This window comes from Streptomyces sp. NPDC102270 (genome assembly GCF_044766405.1).
Taxonomy (GTDB): Bacteria; Actinomycetota; Actinomycetes; order Streptomycetales; family Streptomycetaceae; genus Streptomyces.
On sequence record NZ_JBIWLX010000014.1, the window covers coordinates 278,862 to 294,618 of the forward strand.

13 protein-coding genes are annotated in these 15,757 nt (G+C 68.6%); 10 read left to right on the forward strand and 3 right to left on the reverse strand.

The window, feature by feature from the left end:
* Positions 1–209: 209 nt before the first annotated feature.
* The 7 genes from ACIRP7_RS29700 to ACIRP7_RS29730 all read left to right on the forward strand — a co-directional run bounded on the left by ACIRP7_RS29700 (position 210) and on the right by ACIRP7_RS29730 (position 10,305).
* Positions 210–2,069, forward strand: coding sequence for a glycoside hydrolase (locus ACIRP7_RS29700; RefSeq protein WP_403665417.1), 1,860 nt, complete (start codon positions 210–212; stop codon positions 2,067–2,069).
* 230 nt (positions 2,070–2,299) lie between these two features.
* A complete protein-coding gene (locus tag ACIRP7_RS29705; protein WP_403665419.1) occupies positions 2,300–3,565 on the forward strand; it encodes an ABC transporter substrate-binding protein in 1,266 nt (421 codons plus the stop codon).
* 20 nt (positions 3,566–3,585) lie between these two features.
* Complete coding sequence (locus ACIRP7_RS29710; protein ID WP_403665421.1) at positions 3,586–4,554, forward strand: carbohydrate ABC transporter permease; 969 nt, start codon at positions 3,586–3,588, stop codon at positions 4,552–4,554.
* Positions 4,551–5,420, forward strand: coding sequence for a carbohydrate ABC transporter permease (locus tag ACIRP7_RS29715; RefSeq protein ID WP_037721972.1), 870 nt, complete (start codon positions 4,551–4,553; stop codon positions 5,418–5,420). Before ACIRP7_RS29710 ends, ACIRP7_RS29715 begins: the two co-directional genes overlap by 4 nt.
* A 25-nt stretch (positions 5,421–5,445) precedes the next feature.
* Positions 5,446–8,310: a glycoside hydrolase family 2 TIM barrel-domain containing protein gene (locus ACIRP7_RS29720; RefSeq protein WP_403665424.1), complete on the forward strand. Its 2,865-nt coding sequence runs from the start codon at positions 5,446–5,448 to the stop codon at positions 8,308–8,310.
* A 173-nt stretch (positions 8,311–8,483) separates the two neighbouring features.
* Positions 8,484–9,500, forward strand: coding sequence for an ATP-binding cassette domain-containing protein (locus tag ACIRP7_RS29725; RefSeq protein ID WP_403665426.1), 1,017 nt, complete (start codon positions 8,484–8,486; stop codon positions 9,498–9,500).
* Between the two features lies 1 nt (position 9,501).
* On the forward strand, positions 9,502–10,305 hold the full coding sequence (locus ACIRP7_RS29730) for an ABC transporter permease (RefSeq protein ID WP_403665428.1): 804 nt from the start codon (positions 9,502–9,504) through the stop codon (positions 10,303–10,305).
* A gap of 44 nt (positions 10,306–10,349) precedes the next feature.
* Here the strand turns inward: ACIRP7_RS29730 and ACIRP7_RS29735 are convergent, their stop codons facing one another.
* Positions 10,350–11,573, reverse strand: coding sequence for an RNA-guided endonuclease InsQ/TnpB family protein (locus ACIRP7_RS29735; protein ID WP_403665430.1), 1,224 nt, complete (start codon positions 11,571–11,573; stop codon positions 10,350–10,352).
* Positions 11,574–11,623: 50 nt separating this feature from the next.
* On the opposite strand from ACIRP7_RS29735, the gene ACIRP7_RS29740 reads away from it, so the two are divergent.
* The 3 genes from ACIRP7_RS29740 (at position 11,624) to ACIRP7_RS29750 (ending at position 13,089) form a co-directional block, all read left to right on the forward strand.
* The gene (locus tag ACIRP7_RS29740) at positions 11,624–11,782 is read left to right on the forward strand and encodes an Arc family DNA-binding protein (RefSeq protein WP_403665432.1); all 159 of its coding nucleotides are present in this window, start codon (positions 11,624–11,626) and stop codon (positions 11,780–11,782) included.
* 84 nt (positions 11,783–11,866) lie between these two features.
* The gene (locus ACIRP7_RS29745; RefSeq protein ID WP_403665434.1) at positions 11,867–12,667 is read left to right on the forward strand and encodes an ABC transporter permease; all 801 of its coding nucleotides are present in this window, start codon (positions 11,867–11,869) and stop codon (positions 12,665–12,667) included.
* Positions 12,668–12,741: 74 nt separating this feature from the next.
* Positions 12,742–13,089 (forward strand): VOC family protein, encoded by a 348-nt coding sequence (locus tag ACIRP7_RS29750; RefSeq protein WP_403665436.1) that lies wholly within the window; start codon positions 12,742–12,744, stop codon positions 13,087–13,089.
* Positions 13,090–13,107: 18 nt separating this feature from the next.
* On the opposite strand, the gene ACIRP7_RS29755 is transcribed toward ACIRP7_RS29750, so the two are convergent.
* Both ACIRP7_RS29755 and ACIRP7_RS29760 read right to left on the reverse strand, forming a co-directional pair.
* Entirely contained in the window at positions 13,108–14,367 is a 1,260-nt protein-coding gene (locus ACIRP7_RS29755) for an MFS transporter (RefSeq protein ID WP_403665438.1), read from the reverse strand.
* Between the two features lie 91 nt (positions 14,368–14,458).
* Positions 14,459–15,703 (reverse strand): acyltransferase family protein, encoded by a 1,245-nt coding sequence (locus ACIRP7_RS29760; RefSeq protein ID WP_403665440.1) that lies wholly within the window; start codon positions 15,701–15,703, stop codon positions 14,459–14,461.
* Positions 15,704–15,757 lie beyond the last annotated feature (54 nt).

A 15,757-nucleotide genomic window follows, 5' to 3' on the forward strand; every position in this document is an offset into this window, starting at 1 on the left:
CGATCCCGGGAGGCCAGTTCCCTCACGACCTGGCCAGTTTGGTACTGCCAGAGGCGACGGGGAGGCCCCGAACCATCGCTCCGGTGGAGACGGGGGCCCCGCACGCTGGCGCCGTACCCGGCGTCCCAGATCGCACGATCACCGTAGCCCGAACGGCCCAGCACACCGCAAGCCCAGAAGCCGACCATCACACGATCGAGGTAAACCACGTGCGCGCTCCCCGGAGAGCAGCTGGCAACCCCCACCGCAAGAGATCGGCCCTGCTGACAGCCGCAGCCGCGTTCGCTGTCGCGGGACCCCTGATATCCGCCCCGCCCGCGTCGGCCTCCACCCCCACGGTGGCCGAAGTGTCCCCGCACGCCGCCCAGACCATCGACAACATCGGTGCCTCGGGCGCCTGGTGGGTCAACGACCTGAAGAACTTCGACCCGAAGGTCCAGGCCCGGGTGTCCAGGCTGCTGTTCTCCAAGGACGGCCTGGCACTGAGCAGTTACCGCTACAACATCGGCGGTGGCGGCACCGGCGTGACCTACGCGCCGCGCGCTCCCGAGGACTTCCTGAAGGCCGACGGCTCGTACGACTGGAGCAAGGACAAGGCGGGCCGTACGTTCCTGTACGCGGCCGCCAAGTACGGCGTGAAGGACCTGATCGCCTTCGTCAACAGCGCACCGGCGCAGTGGAAGACCAACGCCAAGAGCTGCGGCGGCTATCTGAAGACGGAGAACGAGCAGGACTACGCGAAGTACGTCGCCGACGTCACCGCCCACTTCGCCAAGCAGGGCGTGAAGTTCGACTACATCAGCCCCTTCAACGAGCCCACCAACAGCTTCGGCGACTGCGGCCAGGAGGGCATGCTGGTGCCGGTCGACCAACGCGACGACATCGTGCGGGCGTTGGGCGCCGAGCAGCAGGCCCGGAAGCAGAAGACCGGCATCATCGCGGACGAGTCCAGCTCCACGGTGAGCTTCAACACCGAGGTGCCGCAGTGGATCTCGCAGCCGGGCACCGCCCAGTACGTCGACAAGCTCGCCCATCACACGTACAACAACCCGGGCGACGACCAGCGGGCGAAGATCTACGAGACGTCCAAGTCGGTCGGCAAGCAGTCCTGGTCCACGGAGATCTGCTGCTTCGGCAACGGCGGCACGGGCTGGGCCCAGGAGTACGACCCCACGATCGACGGTGGTCTGAACCTGTCCCGGATCATCTACAAGGACTTCGCGACCGCGCACGACTCGGCGTTCCAGTGGTGGGTCGCCCTCTCCGAGCAGATCGGCTCCGACCCGCTCGCGAAGAACAGCGAGGGCTGGAACGACGGCCTGATCTACTACGACCCGAACTACGCCACCAACGGCAACCAGACCCTGTACTTCACCAAGCGGTACTACGCGCTCGGCCAGTACAGCAAGTTCGTCCGGCCGGGCTCGGTCGCCCACAACGTGACCGGAGTACCGGACGGCGTCGAGGTGTCGACGTACGACGACCACGGCAAGTGGGTCGTCGTGGTCAACAACCACAACACCACCGACACCGCGGTGAAGCTGCACTTCAACAGCAAGGCGCCGGTGCGCGCGAGCAAGGCCGTGCGGACCTCGGCGACCGAGAGCTGGGCGGACGTCGCCAAGCCGTCGGTCAAGGGCGGCACGGCGTCGGCGACCCTGCCGGCCCGGTCGATCACGACGTACGTCCTCGACCAGAAGGGCCACGGCACGTCAGCGGTCACCGGCGCGCTGGTGGGCAGGCAGTCCGGCAAGTGCCTGACCGCGAGCGCCTCGGGCGCGTCGATCAGCAGCTGCACGGGCGGGCCCGAGCAGGTGTGGTCGTACGACGCGAAGGGCCGTCTGAAGGGCGTGAACGGCTATCTGACCGCGGGGAGTTCGGGGCTCACGACGAGCCCGGAAGCGACCCGTGACGGCAGCCGGCAATGGCTGCTGAACTCCAACGGCCAAGTCGTCAGCGAGGCGTCGGGCACCTGCCTGGACGTCGGCGGACAGGCGACGGCCGAGGGCAGCAAGGTCGGCCTGTGGACCTGCAACGGCGGGACCAACCAGGCCTGGTTCAAGCAGTAACACCTCGCCTCCACAAGGGGGTTGCGGGCCGCTGGTGCGGCGGCCCGCAACCCCGGGGCGTCCGGTATCCCGAACGCCGCACAACGCTTCGTGCAGACTTCGTCCAACCCCTTGCCGAAGGCTTAGCCGAAGGTTAACGTCCCGCACCGCAGGTCCATTTGAGCCACCTGGCACTGAGCCGCAGAGCCATGGCACAGAGCCGTAGCCGTATTCGAGACAAGGACGTCAGCATGTCGGCAATGAGCAGCACCAACTGGAACCGTCGAAGCGTTCTGCAGGCCGCGATGGGGCTGGCCGCCGCCGGCGGTCTGGCCGCGTGCGGCGGGAACAACGGCCGAGGCGGAAGCGGGGGTTCGGGCACCCAGCTCACCCAGATGTTCCACGCCTACGGCGAGGCGGGGACGGAGCAGGCGATCAAGCGTTACGCGGCCGCGTACAAGAAGGCCAACGTGACCACCAACTGGATCACCGGCAACACCTTCGAGGCCAAGCTCTTCTCGTCGCTGCTCACCAAGCAGGCGCCCGACGTCTTCGAGTTCCACCCGCAGATCCAGATGGTCAAGAGCGGTCAGGTCGCCGACCTGACCGACATCATCGACCCGGTCAAGGACGACTTCAACCCGGCCGACATCAAGTCGCACACGGTGGACGGCAAGATATACGGCATCCGTATGATCGACGATCCGCAGTTCTTCTTCTACCGGAAGTCCATGCTGGAGAAGGCCAAGGTCGACGTGCCGACCACCCTCGACGAGCTGCTCGTGGCGGCGGAGAAGCTCACCACCAGCAAGGTCAAGGGCGTCTTCCTCGGCAACGACCTCACCCCGGCCATCAACCCGCTCCTCTGGTCGGCCGGCGCCGACACCCTCACCGCCGACAACAAGCCCGCCTTCCACACGGACGCCGTGGTCGCCGGCATAAAGCAGCTGCGCCAGCTCTTCACCAGCGGCAACCTGCTCCTGGACGCCCCGGCCGACTACTGGGACCCGTCCGCGATCAACCAGGGCCTGTGCGCCATCCAGTTCTGCGGCATGTGGGCGATGCCCGCCATGCAGAAGGCGCTCGGCGACGACCTCGGCGTCTTCCCCTTCCCCAAGGTCGGGGACAACGGCAAGCAGTCGGTCTACAACGGTGGTTGGTCAATGTTCGTCAACGCCAAGGGCAAGAACGTCGACGCGGCCAAGGAGTACGTCAAGTGGCTGTGGATCGACCAGAAGCAGTACCAGGAGGACTGGGCCACCTCGTACGGCTTCCACATCCCGCCGCGCACCTCCATCGCGCAGTCCGCCACCAAGCTCAAGTCGGGCCTGCCGGCCGAGGGCGTCAAGCTCTTCAACGAGTTCGGGCACTTCGACAACATCGGCTGGACCCAGTCCATGATCACCGCCCTGACCGACGCGTTCACCAACAGCGTCCGTAAGAACGGCGACCCGAACGCCACGCTCGCCACCGCGGAGAAGAAGGTCAACGCCGAGCTCAAGAAGCTCTTCGGTTAGGCCGACGGAGAAACCACGACATGTCGACCACCACCACGCGCGGGGTCGCCCAGCCCGCCCCGGCCAAGGCCTCACCGGCCCGGCCGCGGCGGGCCCTACGGGGCAACCCGACCTTCAACTTCTGGCTCTTCACCGGGCCGTTCCTCATCGGCCTGGCGATCTTCGTCTTCGTGCCGATCGTCTGGAGCATCTGGCTCAGCTTCTTCGACGCACGCTTCACCGTGACGCCGAGCAAGTTCATCGGCTTCGACAACTACAAGAGCATGCTGACGAACTCCAACTTCACCGGTTCCCTGGTGACGTTCACGGTGTTCGCCGCGCTCATCGTGCCCCTCACCTGGGCCCTGTCCCTGGGCCTGGCCCTGCTGGTGCACCGGCTGCGCTTCATGCGGGCGTTCTTCCGGTCGGTGTTCTTCCTGCCCACCGCGGTCAGCTACGTCGCCGCCGCGCTGATCTGGAAGATGTCCATCTTCACCGGGGTCCGCTTCGGCCTGATGAACACGGTGCTCGGCTGGTTCGGCGTCGAGAACATCGCCTATCTGTCCGACCCGAACCCGCCCTGGTACTGGCTGGTCATCGTGACCGTACGGATGTGGCTGCAGGCCGGCTTCTACATGATCCTGTTCCTGGCCGCGCTGCAGAACATCCCGGCGGAGCTGTACGAGGCGGCCGCGATCGACGGCGCCAAGCCCGGCTGGCAGACCTTCCGGTACATCACGCTGCCCCAGCTGCGTGCCACCTCCACCGCGGTGATCCTGCTCCTGCTCGTCGCCGCCTACCAGGCGTTCGACGAGTTCTTCAACATCATCTCGATCAAGGCGACCTGGGGCCAGACGCCGCTCATGGTCCTGTACAAGACAGCCCTCGGCGACAACCAGGACTACGGCGCCGGCAGCGCGGGCGCCGTCATCCTCACGGTGCTGATCTGCGCCGTCACGCTCCTCCAGGGCAAGTTCATGGGCTTCGGAAGGGGGGAGGACTCCAAGTGACCACCACCGCACCTCAGGTGGGCAAGGAGAGCCGCAAGAAGCGCGGCGCCGTCCTCGGCAACACGGGCCTGTACATCGCCGTCAGCGTCGCCGCCCTGCTCTTCCTGCTCCCCTTCTACCTGATCCTCCGCAACTCCCTCTCCACAGACCCGGAGATCACGGGCGAGAACTGGAAGCTGCTCCCCTCCTTCCAGTGGGGCAACATCAGCGAGCTGTTCGACGACCCGACGGTCGACTTCGCCAGGTCCATGTGGAACTCGACGGTGATCGCCGTCTCCATGACCGTCGGCACCCTGCTGATCTGCTCCCTGGCCGGCTACGGCCTCGCACGCATCCCCTACAAGCACGCCAACAAGGTCTTCTACGCCGTCCTCGCGACCCTGATGGTCCCCACCGCCGTCACCTTCGTGCCCAGCTTCGTGCTGGTCTCGTCCCTCGGCTGGATCGACACCTACCGCGGTCTGATCATCCCGGGCCTGTTCAGCGGTTTCACCTGCTTCCTGTTCCGGCAGTACTTCCTCGGGTTCCCGAAGGAGCTGGAGGAGGCGGCACGCGTGGACGGGCTCGGCTACTGGGGCGCATACTGGCGCATTGTCGTACCCAACTCGCTGAACTTCTTCGCGGCGATGGCCACGATCACGTTCATCAGCGGCTGGAACGCCTTCCTGTGGCCGTTGGTCATCGGCCAGGACCCGAGCTCCTGGACCGTCCAGGTCGCACTGTCCTCTTTCATGACCAACCAGACCGTCAATTTCCACCTGATCTTCATGGCCACCGCCATTTCCATCCTGCCCCTGCTGTTCGTGTTCCTCTTCCTCCAGCGCTGGCTGGTCCAGGGAATCGCGCAGACCGGCATCAAGGGCTGACACCTCTCTCAGGACCTGGAGACCGATGTCTTTCCGCACGACCACGGCCGTCGACTACGTCGAGGACGTCTCACCGGGCAGCGGGGCCCTCCCGCCCCGCGCCTGGTACGCGTCCTCCGACGCGAAGGCCCTCTCCCTCGACGGCGCCTGGCGCTTCAGGCTCTCGGCGACCGCCGACGCCGAGGACGACTCCTTCGCCGAGGAGGGATACAACGCCGACGGCTGGGCCGAGGTCACGGTCCCCGGGCACTGGGTCCTCCAGGGGGACGGGGCCTTCGGGCTGCCCATCTACACCAACCACCTCTACCCCTTCCCGGTGGACCCGCCGCACGTCCCCACCGAGAACCCGACCGGCGACCACCTGAGGGTCTTCGATCTCCCCGAGGACTGGCCCTCGGACGGTGGCGCGGTCATCCGGTTCGACGGTGTCGAGTCCTGCGCCCGCGTCTGGCTCAACGGCACGGACATCGGCGAGTTCAAGGGCTCCCGGCTCGCGCACGAGTTCGCCGTGGGCCATCTCCTGAAGCCGAAGGGCAACGTCCTCGCGGTCCGGGTGCACCAGTGGTCGGCCGGGTCCTACCTGGAGGACCAGGACCAGTGGTGGCTGCCGGGCATCTTCCGCGAGGTGACCCTGCTGCACCGCCCGGCGGGCGCCGTGCTCGACTTCTTCGTGCACGCCTCCTACGACCACCTCACGGGCGAGGGCACGCTGCGTGTCGACTCCGACGTCGACGGGCGGGTGCTCGTGCCCGCCCTGGACATCGATGTCGCCACCAGCGAGACGGCGACCACCCTGGTGGCACCGTGGAGCGCCGAGAGCCCCCGGCTCTACGACGGCGAGCTGGTCACCGAGGGCGAGCGGGTCCCGCTGCGCATCGGCTTCCGTACGGTCGTCCTGGAAGACGGTCTGATCAAGGTCAACGGCAAGGCGGTCCTGTTCAAGGGCGTCAACCGGCACGAGTGGCACCCCGAGAAGGGCCGCACCCTCGACCTGGAGACCATGCGCGAGGACGTGCTGCTGATGAAGCGGCACAACATCAACGCCGTGCGCACCTCGCACTACCCGCCGCACCCGGCGTTCCTGGACCTGTGCGACGAGTACGGCCTGTGGGTCATCGACGAGTGCGACCTGGAGACCCACGGTTTCACCGAGCAGGACTGGCGGGACAACCCCGTCGACGACGACCGCTGGATCCCGGCCCTCCTGGACCGCGCGGCCCGTATGGTCGAGCGGGACAAGAACCACCCCTCGATCGTCTTCTGGTCACTGGGCAACGAGGCCGGCACCGGCCGCGGTCTGACCGCGATGGCCGAGTGGATCCACGGCCGTGACTCCTCCCGCCTGGTGCACTACGAGGGCGACTGGAACTGCCGGGACACCGACGTGTACTCGCGGATGTACGCGAACCACGCCGAGGTGGAGCAGATCGGCAAGGAGCTCGACGGTGGCACCCACAAGCGCCGCGAGCTGCCGTTCATCCAGTGCGAGTACGCCCACGCCATGGGCAACGGCCCCGGCGGCCTCGCCGACTACCAGGAGCTGTTCGAGAAGTACGACCGTCTCCAGGGCGGCTTCATCTGGGAGTGGATCGACCACGGTGTCAAGCACGCCGAGCTCGGTTACGCCTACGGCGGTGACTTCGGCGAGGAGCTGCACGACGGCAACTTCGTCTGCGACGGCCTGATCTTCCCGGACCGCACGCCCTCCCCGGGACTCGTCGAGTACAAGAAGGTCATCGAGCCGGTCCGCATCGACGGCGCCGACGGCACCGTACGGGTCACCAACACGTACGACTTCGCCGATCTTTCCGAGCTCGCCTTCGAGTGGTCGTACCAGGTGGACGGCGAGACGGTCGAGGCCGGCACGCTGTCGGTGCCGGAGCTGGCACCCGGCGAGTCGGCGGACCTGAAGCTGCCGGAGCCGCCCGCCCACGAGGGGGCGGAGGCGCAGTGGACGGTGCGGGCGCTGCTGGCGTCCGACACGGCCTGGGCGCCGAAGGACCACGTCGTCGCGTGGGGCCAGTTCCCGGCGACCGCGCCGGTACGGCCCTCCGTCGCGGCCGGCGACCGGCCGGTGCGCGGCGAGAAGCTGATCACCCTGGGCCCGGCGTCCTTCGACGGCCGTACCGGCGCGCTCAAGGCGATCGGCGGGGTCGCCGTCGAGAGCCCGCGGCTGGACGTGTGGCGGGCGACGACCGACAACGACGAGGGCACGGAGTGGGCCACCGGCATCCGCTACAGCACGCTGTGGCGGACCCTGGGCCTGCACCGGATGCGGCACCGGCTCGACTCGGTTGAACTGGGCGAGGACGCGCTGACGGTCCGCACCCGGGTGGCGCCCGCGGCCCGTGAGGTGGGCCTGGGCGTGGTCTACCGCTGGACGTCCGACGGCGACCGGCTGCGGCTGACCGTGTCCGTGGCCCCGGACGGCGAGTGGACGGTGCCACTGCCCCGGCTCGGCGTCCGGCTCGGCCTTCCCGAGGCCGACCAGGTGAAATGGTTCGGCGGCGGTCCCGGTGAGGCCTACCCGGACACCCGGAAGGCCTCGATGATCGGCCGCTGGGACTCGACGGTGGACGCGCTGCAGACGCCGTATCTGCGCCCGCAGGAGAACGGCGCCCGCGCCGACGTCCGCTGGGTGGAGCTCGGCGGACTGCGGATCGAGGGCGACCCGGAGTTCGCCTTCACGGCCCGGCGCTGGACGACCGAGCAGCTGGACGCGGCGGCGCATCTGACGGACCTGAGGGCCGGTGACACGGTGTGGGTGAACCTCGACCACGGCCATCACGGCATCGGGACCGCGTCCTGCGGTCCGGGCCCGCTCCCGCAGTACCACCTGCGGGCCGAGCCGACGGAGTTCTCGTTCGTCTTCTCGGTGCTCTCCCGGTGATCTGCCGGTGAACCTGCCAGTGACCTGCCGGTGATCGATTAGTCCAATTCACCGGTGGATTAATCCATTGCCAGTGTGATCGGGATTCTGCGACGGTCATGGTGTACCCGCGGCCGGTCGGCCCTCCAAGCCGACCGGCCGCAACTCTTGTTCCCAACAAGGGAGTTCACAGCGTGCCCGGAAGCATCGAGGTTCGCGGCCTGTCCCGCACCTTCCACACCACCGTCCGCCGCCCCGGCCTCGCCGGCACCCTTCGTTCCCTGGTCAACCCGGAGCGGGTCGCCAAGCACGCCGTCTCGGACATCACCTTCGACGTGGCGCCCGGCGAACTCCTCGCGCTGCTCGGCCCGAACGGCGCCGGCAAGTCCACCACCATCAAGATGCTCACCGGCATCCTCACGCCCACCTCCGGCGAGGCCCGAGTGGCGGGCGTGGTGCCGTACGAGGATCGCGAACGCAACGCCCGTAACATCGGCGCGGTGTTCGGGCAGCGCACCCAGCTGTGGTGGGACCTGCCGGTGCGCGAGTCCTTCTCGATCCTCCGGGACATCTACGAGGTGCCCAAAGCCGAACACGCCGCGCGTCTCGCGGAGTTCGACAACATCCTGGAACTGTCCACGTTCTGGGACACCCGGGTCCGCCATCTCTCCCTCGGCCAACGCGTGCGCTGCGACCTCGCGGCCGCGCTGCTGCACGATCCGCCGGTCGTCTTCCTCGACGAGCCGACCATCGGCATGGACGTGGTGGTCAAGGAGCAGGTGCGGGAGTTCCTTCGCCACCAGGTCGAGCAGCGTGGCCGTACGGTCCTGCTGACCACCCACGACATGACCGAGGTGGAGCGGCTCGCCGAGCGGGTCGTCCTGATCAACCACGGCAGGCTCGTCCTCGACGGCTCGCTCGACGAGATCCGCCGCAAGTTCGGCTCCACCTGGCAGGTCCGAGCGACCCTCGCCGACGCGCACACGGACGTCGTCCCGCTGCCGGGGATCGCGGTGCTGAGCAAGGAGGGCCCGCAGGTCGTGTTCGGCCCCGAGAGCCCCGACGGGCCGGACTCCCCCACCGTGCACCAGGCGCTGAAGGCGGTCATCGAGCGGTACGAGGTGACGGGCGTCGCCATCGACGAGGCCGACCTCGAAGATGTGATGCGGGCGGCCTACGTCCACGTGGAACCCGCGACCGAGGCGGTCTGACATGGCCGTCCTGCACGCCTGGCGCGCCGCCCGGGTCACCCCGCTCGGCGAGCTGCACGCGCCGCCCCGGATGACGGCCGTCCTGGTCCGGCTGGCCGTCCAGGTGGTCCTGGTGGCCTCCCTGTGGCACGGCCTGTACGCGCACACCGGCACCACCGCGGGCCTCACCGAGGGCCAGGCCGTCACCTACGCCGTGCTGGCCGTACTCGCCTCCCGGCTCAGGGAGTTGGACCAGTACGCGGGCCGGGACACCGTGCTCCAGCACATGCACTTCGGCACGATCGTCTACTGGTACCTGCGCCCGCTGCCACCCCAGCGCTACCACGCCCTGCGCGCCCTCGGCGAGCAGCTGTACGGCTTCGCGTGGGCGCTCGGCGGCTACCTGGTCTGTCTGGCGGCCGGGGTGGTGGATCCGCCCCGGTCGGCCGCGGTGGCGGGGGTGTTCGCGCTGAGCCTGCTGCTGGGCCAGTGCGTCCTGTACCACGTGATGCTGTTGCTGGACCAGCTGTGCTTCTGGACGGTCCGCAACAACGCCGCGATGCTGATCCTGATCTTCGCGCAGAACCTGCTGTCCGGGGTGTACGCGCCGCTGTGGTTCTTCCCGGACTGGTTCATCACGCTGAGCGGATTCCTGCCGTTCCAGGCCACGTTGAGCGTGCCGCTGTCGATCTACATCGGCCGCATCCCCCTGTCGGACGCCTTCGAGCAGCTGGCGATCCAGGCGTTCTGGGTCGTGGCGCTCACCCTGTTCACCCGTTTCCTGTGGCGGCGGGCCGCCCGCCGCGTCATGTCCCAAGGAGGCTGAGGCCTTTGACATCCTCCCCTCCCTGAGGGGAGGGGATTCCTAGCTCAGGCTGCCTCCGGGAGCGGCGCCCCCAGAGGACTTCCACCATCAGCACTAGCCGGGTTGAGACCAGCCCGGACGAGCATCACGCGGGCGGAGTTCTTGTCCCTAAGGGACACGGCTCCGCACGCGGTGCACGCATACGTTCGTTCGGAGAGGGGGAGTGCGTGCTTGGTTCTCGCACCGCACTCGGAGCAGTCCATCGTGGTGTGGGCGGGGTGCACGAGGTGCACGATGCGGCCGTGTTTGCGGGCCATCTCGGTCAGCGCGGTCTTGGTCGCGCCGATCGCGGCGTCGGCGGCCTTGCGGGCCATCGTCGACTTCGCGAGGAACTTCGGCTTGAAGTCCTCCACGGCGAGCTGGTCGAAGTCGCGCACGACCGTCTTGGCCCATTTGCGGGCGGTGTCCTGCCGCTGCCGGGCGACCTTCTTGTGGGCCTTGGCCGCCGCGCGGGACGCCGTGCGGTAGCCCTTCGACGCGGCTTTCCCGTGCGCGGGCTTCCGCCTCGCCATCTGCTTCTGGTACCGGGCCAGCTTCGCGGCGGCCGTCTTCCCGTGCTGGGCATGTGGCAGGTCGTGGGCGTCCGAGGTAGTGGTCGCGGTCTCCTTGACGCCCCAGTCGATGCCGATCACCCGGCCCGTTGCGGGCAGCGGCTCGGCGGCCGTCTCCACGACGAACGAGGCGTACCAGTGGCCAAGACTGTCCCGGTACACCCGTACCGACGTCGGGTCGGCGGGCAGGGCGCGGGACCACACCACGGTCAGGGCGATGCCGCCCGCGAGGTGCAGGCGGCCGTCCTTGAGGCGGAAGCCGCGCCGCGTGTAGTTCAGCGACGGCAAAGCGTCACGCTTGCGCTTGATGCGAGGCATCCCGGTGCGCTGCCGCATCGGCAGCCCCGCCTTGATGTCCTTCAGTGCCTTGGCGCGGGATTTGCCGAAGTCGCGGATGACCTGCTGCTGCGGCACCGAGGAGCCCTCACGCAGCCACTCCATCGCGGTGCGGGCCTCGGTCAGCATCTTGTCGAGCTGCGCCGGACCGCACGTCACCTTCTCGGTGGCGTCCTTGTTCAGGCCGTGGACCTTGCGGGACATGGCCACGCACTCGTTCCAGATCCACCGGCAGCGCGCCCACTCGGCATCGAGGCCAGCGAGCGCGGTGGACGACACGCGGAGGCGGTAGGTGTACCGGGCGTGCCCGGACTCCTCACTCGCCTGCTGTCGTGTCGTCATGGTGTCATCTTAGCATTCTTAGAACGTCGGGAAACCACTACTCTGGAGTCATGGATGAAGAGAAGCGCATCACGTTCCGCCTGCCTGCCGACCTCCACGCGTGGCTGGCCGCCCAAGCCAAGGCCAACCGCCGGTCCCTCAACTCCGAGATCGTCTACCGCCTGGAGGGCGAGCGCGCCGCCGCCGTGGCTGACGCCGAATCGCCCTGACGGCGATTCGGCTTTCCCTGCCCTGCTCCGCAGGAGTCCAATTCCTCTCCGGCCTGAAGGCCGGGGCATCCTCGGAGGAATCCGGTGAACGGCATGCGGATCGCGTGGCGCATCACGCGGCTCAACTTCCGTGCCCAGCTGGAGTACCGCACCGAGTTCCTGCTGATGATCGCGATCGGCGCGATCTGGCAGGTGTCGGTGATCGTGTTCGCCACCGTGCTGCTGACCCGGTTCACCGGGATGGGCGGCTGGGACAGCTCGGAGGTCCTGCTGATCCCGGCGACGAGGATGCTCGCACACGGACTGTTCGTGCTCGTGCTGGGCCGGGTGCACGGCGCCGGCCGGCAGATCCAGGAGGGCAGGATCGACATCTACCTGACCCGCCCGATGCCGGTGCACCGCCAACTCCAGCTGGCCTTCTTCCCCACCAACGCGATCGGCGACCTCACGGTCGCGGTGGGCCTGATGGTGGGTGCCCTGAGCCGAAGCCACCTGGACTGGACGCCGGACCGGATCTCCTACCTGATCGCGGCCCTGATCGGCGGCATGCTCCTGGAGGCGGCCCTCTTCACCGCGATCATGTGCGCGGCCCTGCGCTTCCCGGCCGCCGACTACTGGGGCCGCTGGCTGGAGGAACTCCTCGGCACCTTCGGCAGTTACCCCCTGAACGTCCTCCCGAGGGCGGTCGGCGGCCTCCTCACCTACGGCCTCCCCCTCGCGTTCGTCGCCTACTTCCCGGCGGCCGTCCTGACCGGCCACGGCCACGACACCGGCGTCCCGTACTGGCTGGCGGCGGCCTCACCGCTGCTGGGCGTGGTGGCCTATCTGGGCTCACGGCTGCTGTGGCGCTGGAGCCTGCGGCACTACGCGGGAGTCAACGGGTGAGCCGGCCACCCTGGCACCGGTCGCGCAGATCACACGTCCACGCCGGCCGTCGAATATAGGCTCGACGGAGGGCCTTGGAATGGGAACAGGTAATCGTCCACGCGGAAGATCCGGCGGCGCTGGGGCAGTGGTGGGCCGAGGCGCTCGGATGGGTCGTCGTCCACTCCTCCGACGACGAGTTCGAGATCCGTCCGGCTCCGGACCGCCTGCCGGGGCTGGACTTCGTGCGGATCGAGGAGAGCAAGAAGTCCAAGAGCCGCCTGCACCTCGACTTCCGGCCCGACGACCAGGACGACGAGGTGGCCCGCATGGTGGCACACGGCGCACGACGCGTCGACATCGGCCAGGGCGAGCAGTCGTGGGTGGTCCTGGCGGACCCCGAGGGCAACGAGTTCTGCATCCTGGGCCAGCGGAGTCAGTGAGGCGCGGCGGGGCGGCGGTCATTCCCGGCCGGACCGCCGTAGGGGCGTGAACAGTGCGGCCGTCGCGATCAGTACGCAGCACGCGCCCGCGGCCAGAGCGACTGGGGCCGTGCCCTGTCGCTCCGCCGCCCAGGTCAAAACGGCCGCGCCGACCGGGGCCGCGGCGTAGTGGAGGGTCCAGAACACCGAGGTGACCCGGCCGAGAAGGTGTTCGGGGGTGACCTCCTGGCGCAGGGACATCGAGCAGGTGCCCGCCATGGCGCCGCCCGCGAGAAAGAGCGCGCACAGCACCGCGACGGCCGGGACGCCCCGGGCCCAGCCGATCTCGGCGAAGGCGAGCCCGCAGACCGCGACCGAGCCGGCCCAGACCGCGCCGAAACCGAGCCGTCGGCGTACCCGGGCCACCAGGAGTGCGCCGGTGACGGTGCCGAGCGCGCCGACGGCCATGACGGTGCCGACCGTGCCGTCGTCGTGGCCGAGGTCGTGCTTGAGGTGGTAGATCACCAGGTCGTTCAGGCCGAGGGCGAGGAAGCTGAACCCGAACAGGAGCACGGTGAGCGCGCGCAGCACCGAGTGTCCGCGCAGGAAGGCCACTCCGGTGCGCAGGTCCCGCCACAGAGCGGTGCGTCCGGCCCCCTCGGCGGGACGGGAACGGAACCGTACGAACCACGTGCACAGCGCCGACACCCCGAAGCTGGCCGCGTCCACACCGACTGCGGCGGCGGGCCCGGTCCAGGCGGCCACGACACCGGCGCACACCGGTCCCAGTACCCCGGCCGCGGCGGCGGTGGCGTTCAACCGCCCGTTGGCCTCGGTGAGTCGAGCAGTGGTGACGAGACTCCGTACGACGGTGACGTATCCGACGGCGAACAGCATGCCGACGGCCTCGCACAGCGGCAGGACGGCGTACAGCAGCCAGACCTGCGGCCCCGCCAGCCACACCAGCGGGATCACGCCGTACAGCCCCATGCGCACGAGATCGCAGCCGATGAGCAGCCGACGCCGGTCGACCCGGTCCACCACGACCCCCGCGAACACGCCCGCGACGACCGCGGCCGCCCCGCCCACCCCCGTCAACAGCCCCATCCGTGCGACGGAACCGGTCGTCTCAAGGACCAGCAGCGGCAGGGCGATCAGGGCGAAGGAGTCGCCGAGGACGGAAAGCGTCTGGGCGGCCCAGAACACGGCGAAGTAGCGTTGCCGCCACAGCGGGACCGAACGGACGTCTCCTGCAAGGGGCTTGACGGCCTCACCGTCCCGCTGAGCCTCGTTCGCCATGTGCCTCCCCCGGTGCCGGACGACCTGGCAACCTTAGGATCACCGGCGCCTGCATGGAAACGACTTCCGGCACCGCGCCCCGCCCCTGGCCTCAGGGGTGTGGTGCGACGGAAATTGGCTGCTGCCGTCCCGCGTGCATACGGGCCGCCAACTTGCGCCCCCAAGCCTGGCTCGGCGCTTCGACGCAACGGTGAGTCAGCAGGCACACGGGCAACAGCGCGGCGAAGAAGGCCACTTCGAGCACGAACCTGTCCTGTCGCCGTCGGCCGATCGTGGCGTCGATCACCGCCAGCAGGACCGGATGCACCAGATAGACCGAGTAGCTGATCGTTCCCAGTCCGGTCAGCAGCGACGGTATGCGTCGACCGCGCGACGCCAGTCCGACGCCGAAGGTGAGCACAGCCAGCAGGAACGCGACGATCCAGCCGCGCCGTGCGAAGTGGTCGTCGGTGCCGGACCAGTACGCGCTCCCCACGGCACAGACGACCACCAGGACAGCGGCGGCGGCTGTACGAACCCACGTGCTCTGACCGTTCTCGGCACGATAAACGGCGGTGCCGAGGAACATCACGGCGAGGATCACCAGGCCCTCCCACAGCGGGACCGTGCCGTTGAACCCGACCAGCGCGAGCGCCAGCACCCCGCCCAACACGCCCCCGAACCCCCGGAGTACGGGTGACCCGGCGCTCGCACAGCAGATGGCGAGCGCCATGGTGATCGAAGCGCACACGATCAGCGGGCCGGTGCCGACCAGGCCGGACAGGGCGGAGGCGGGCAGCACCGCGCCCGCCATCACGCTCGCGGCGGAAAGCACTGCCAGGGTGACCGCGACCGCCGCGGACTGCCGGTGCAGGCGAACCGTGAACAGGGCGACGACCAGCAGGTAGAAGGACATCTCGTAGGAGAGCGTCCACAGGACCAGCAGGAGGTTGGGCGTTCCCAGTAACTCCTGGAGCATCGTGACGTGGGCGACCACCACGGAGACAGTGCTCTGCCCGCCGAAGTCGTGCAGCTCCGCGACACCCAAGAGGTTGGCGGCAAGGAGCACCACGACGACCACCGCCCAGAGCGGGTACACACGGAAGATCCGCCCGATCCAGAACGTCCGGACGCAGCCCCGTCGCTCCAGCGACGCGGGGATGATGTAGCCGCTCACCAGAAAGAACACCATGATGCCGTAGCGGCTGGTGTTGAACTGCGGCATCAACTCCCGCCGGAAGTCCGCCATGAAGGTGTACGAGGAGTGGTCGAACACCACGACGAGTGCGGCGATACCGCGCAACGCGTCCAGCCGGCCCAGCTTCGCCGGAGGGGGGACGAGGGATGGGGATTGCATGCGTGAGCAGAGTCCTCTTCGATCAGGCAGGCCCCGGTCGGGGCGCGCTGATCA

Coding starts and splice junctions, on each gene's coding strand:
- ACIRP7_RS29720 (WP_403665424.1), top strand. CDS start 5,446: ATGTCTTTCCGCACGACCACGGCCGTCGACTACGTCGAGGACGTCTCA.
- ACIRP7_RS29735 (WP_403665430.1), bottom strand. CDS start 11,573: ATGACGACACGACAGCAGGCGAGTGAGGAGTCCGGGCACGCCCGGTAC.
- ACIRP7_RS29730 (WP_403665428.1), top strand. CDS start 9,502: ATGGCCGTCCTGCACGCCTGGCGCGCCGCCCGGGTCACCCCGCTCGGC.
- ACIRP7_RS29760 (WP_403665440.1), bottom strand. CDS start 15,703: ATGCAATCCCCATCCCTCGTCCCCCCTCCGGCGAAGCTGGGCCGGCTG.
- ACIRP7_RS29755 (WP_403665438.1), bottom strand. CDS start 14,367: ATGGCGAACGAGGCTCAGCGGGACGGTGAGGCCGTCAAGCCCCTTGCA.
- ACIRP7_RS29710 (WP_403665421.1), top strand. CDS start 3,586: ATGTCGACCACCACCACGCGCGGGGTCGCCCAGCCCGCCCCGGCCAAG.
- ACIRP7_RS29740 (WP_403665432.1), top strand. CDS start 11,624: ATGGATGAAGAGAAGCGCATCACGTTCCGCCTGCCTGCCGACCTCCAC.
- ACIRP7_RS29705 (WP_403665419.1), top strand. CDS start 2,300: ATGTCGGCAATGAGCAGCACCAACTGGAACCGTCGAAGCGTTCTGCAG.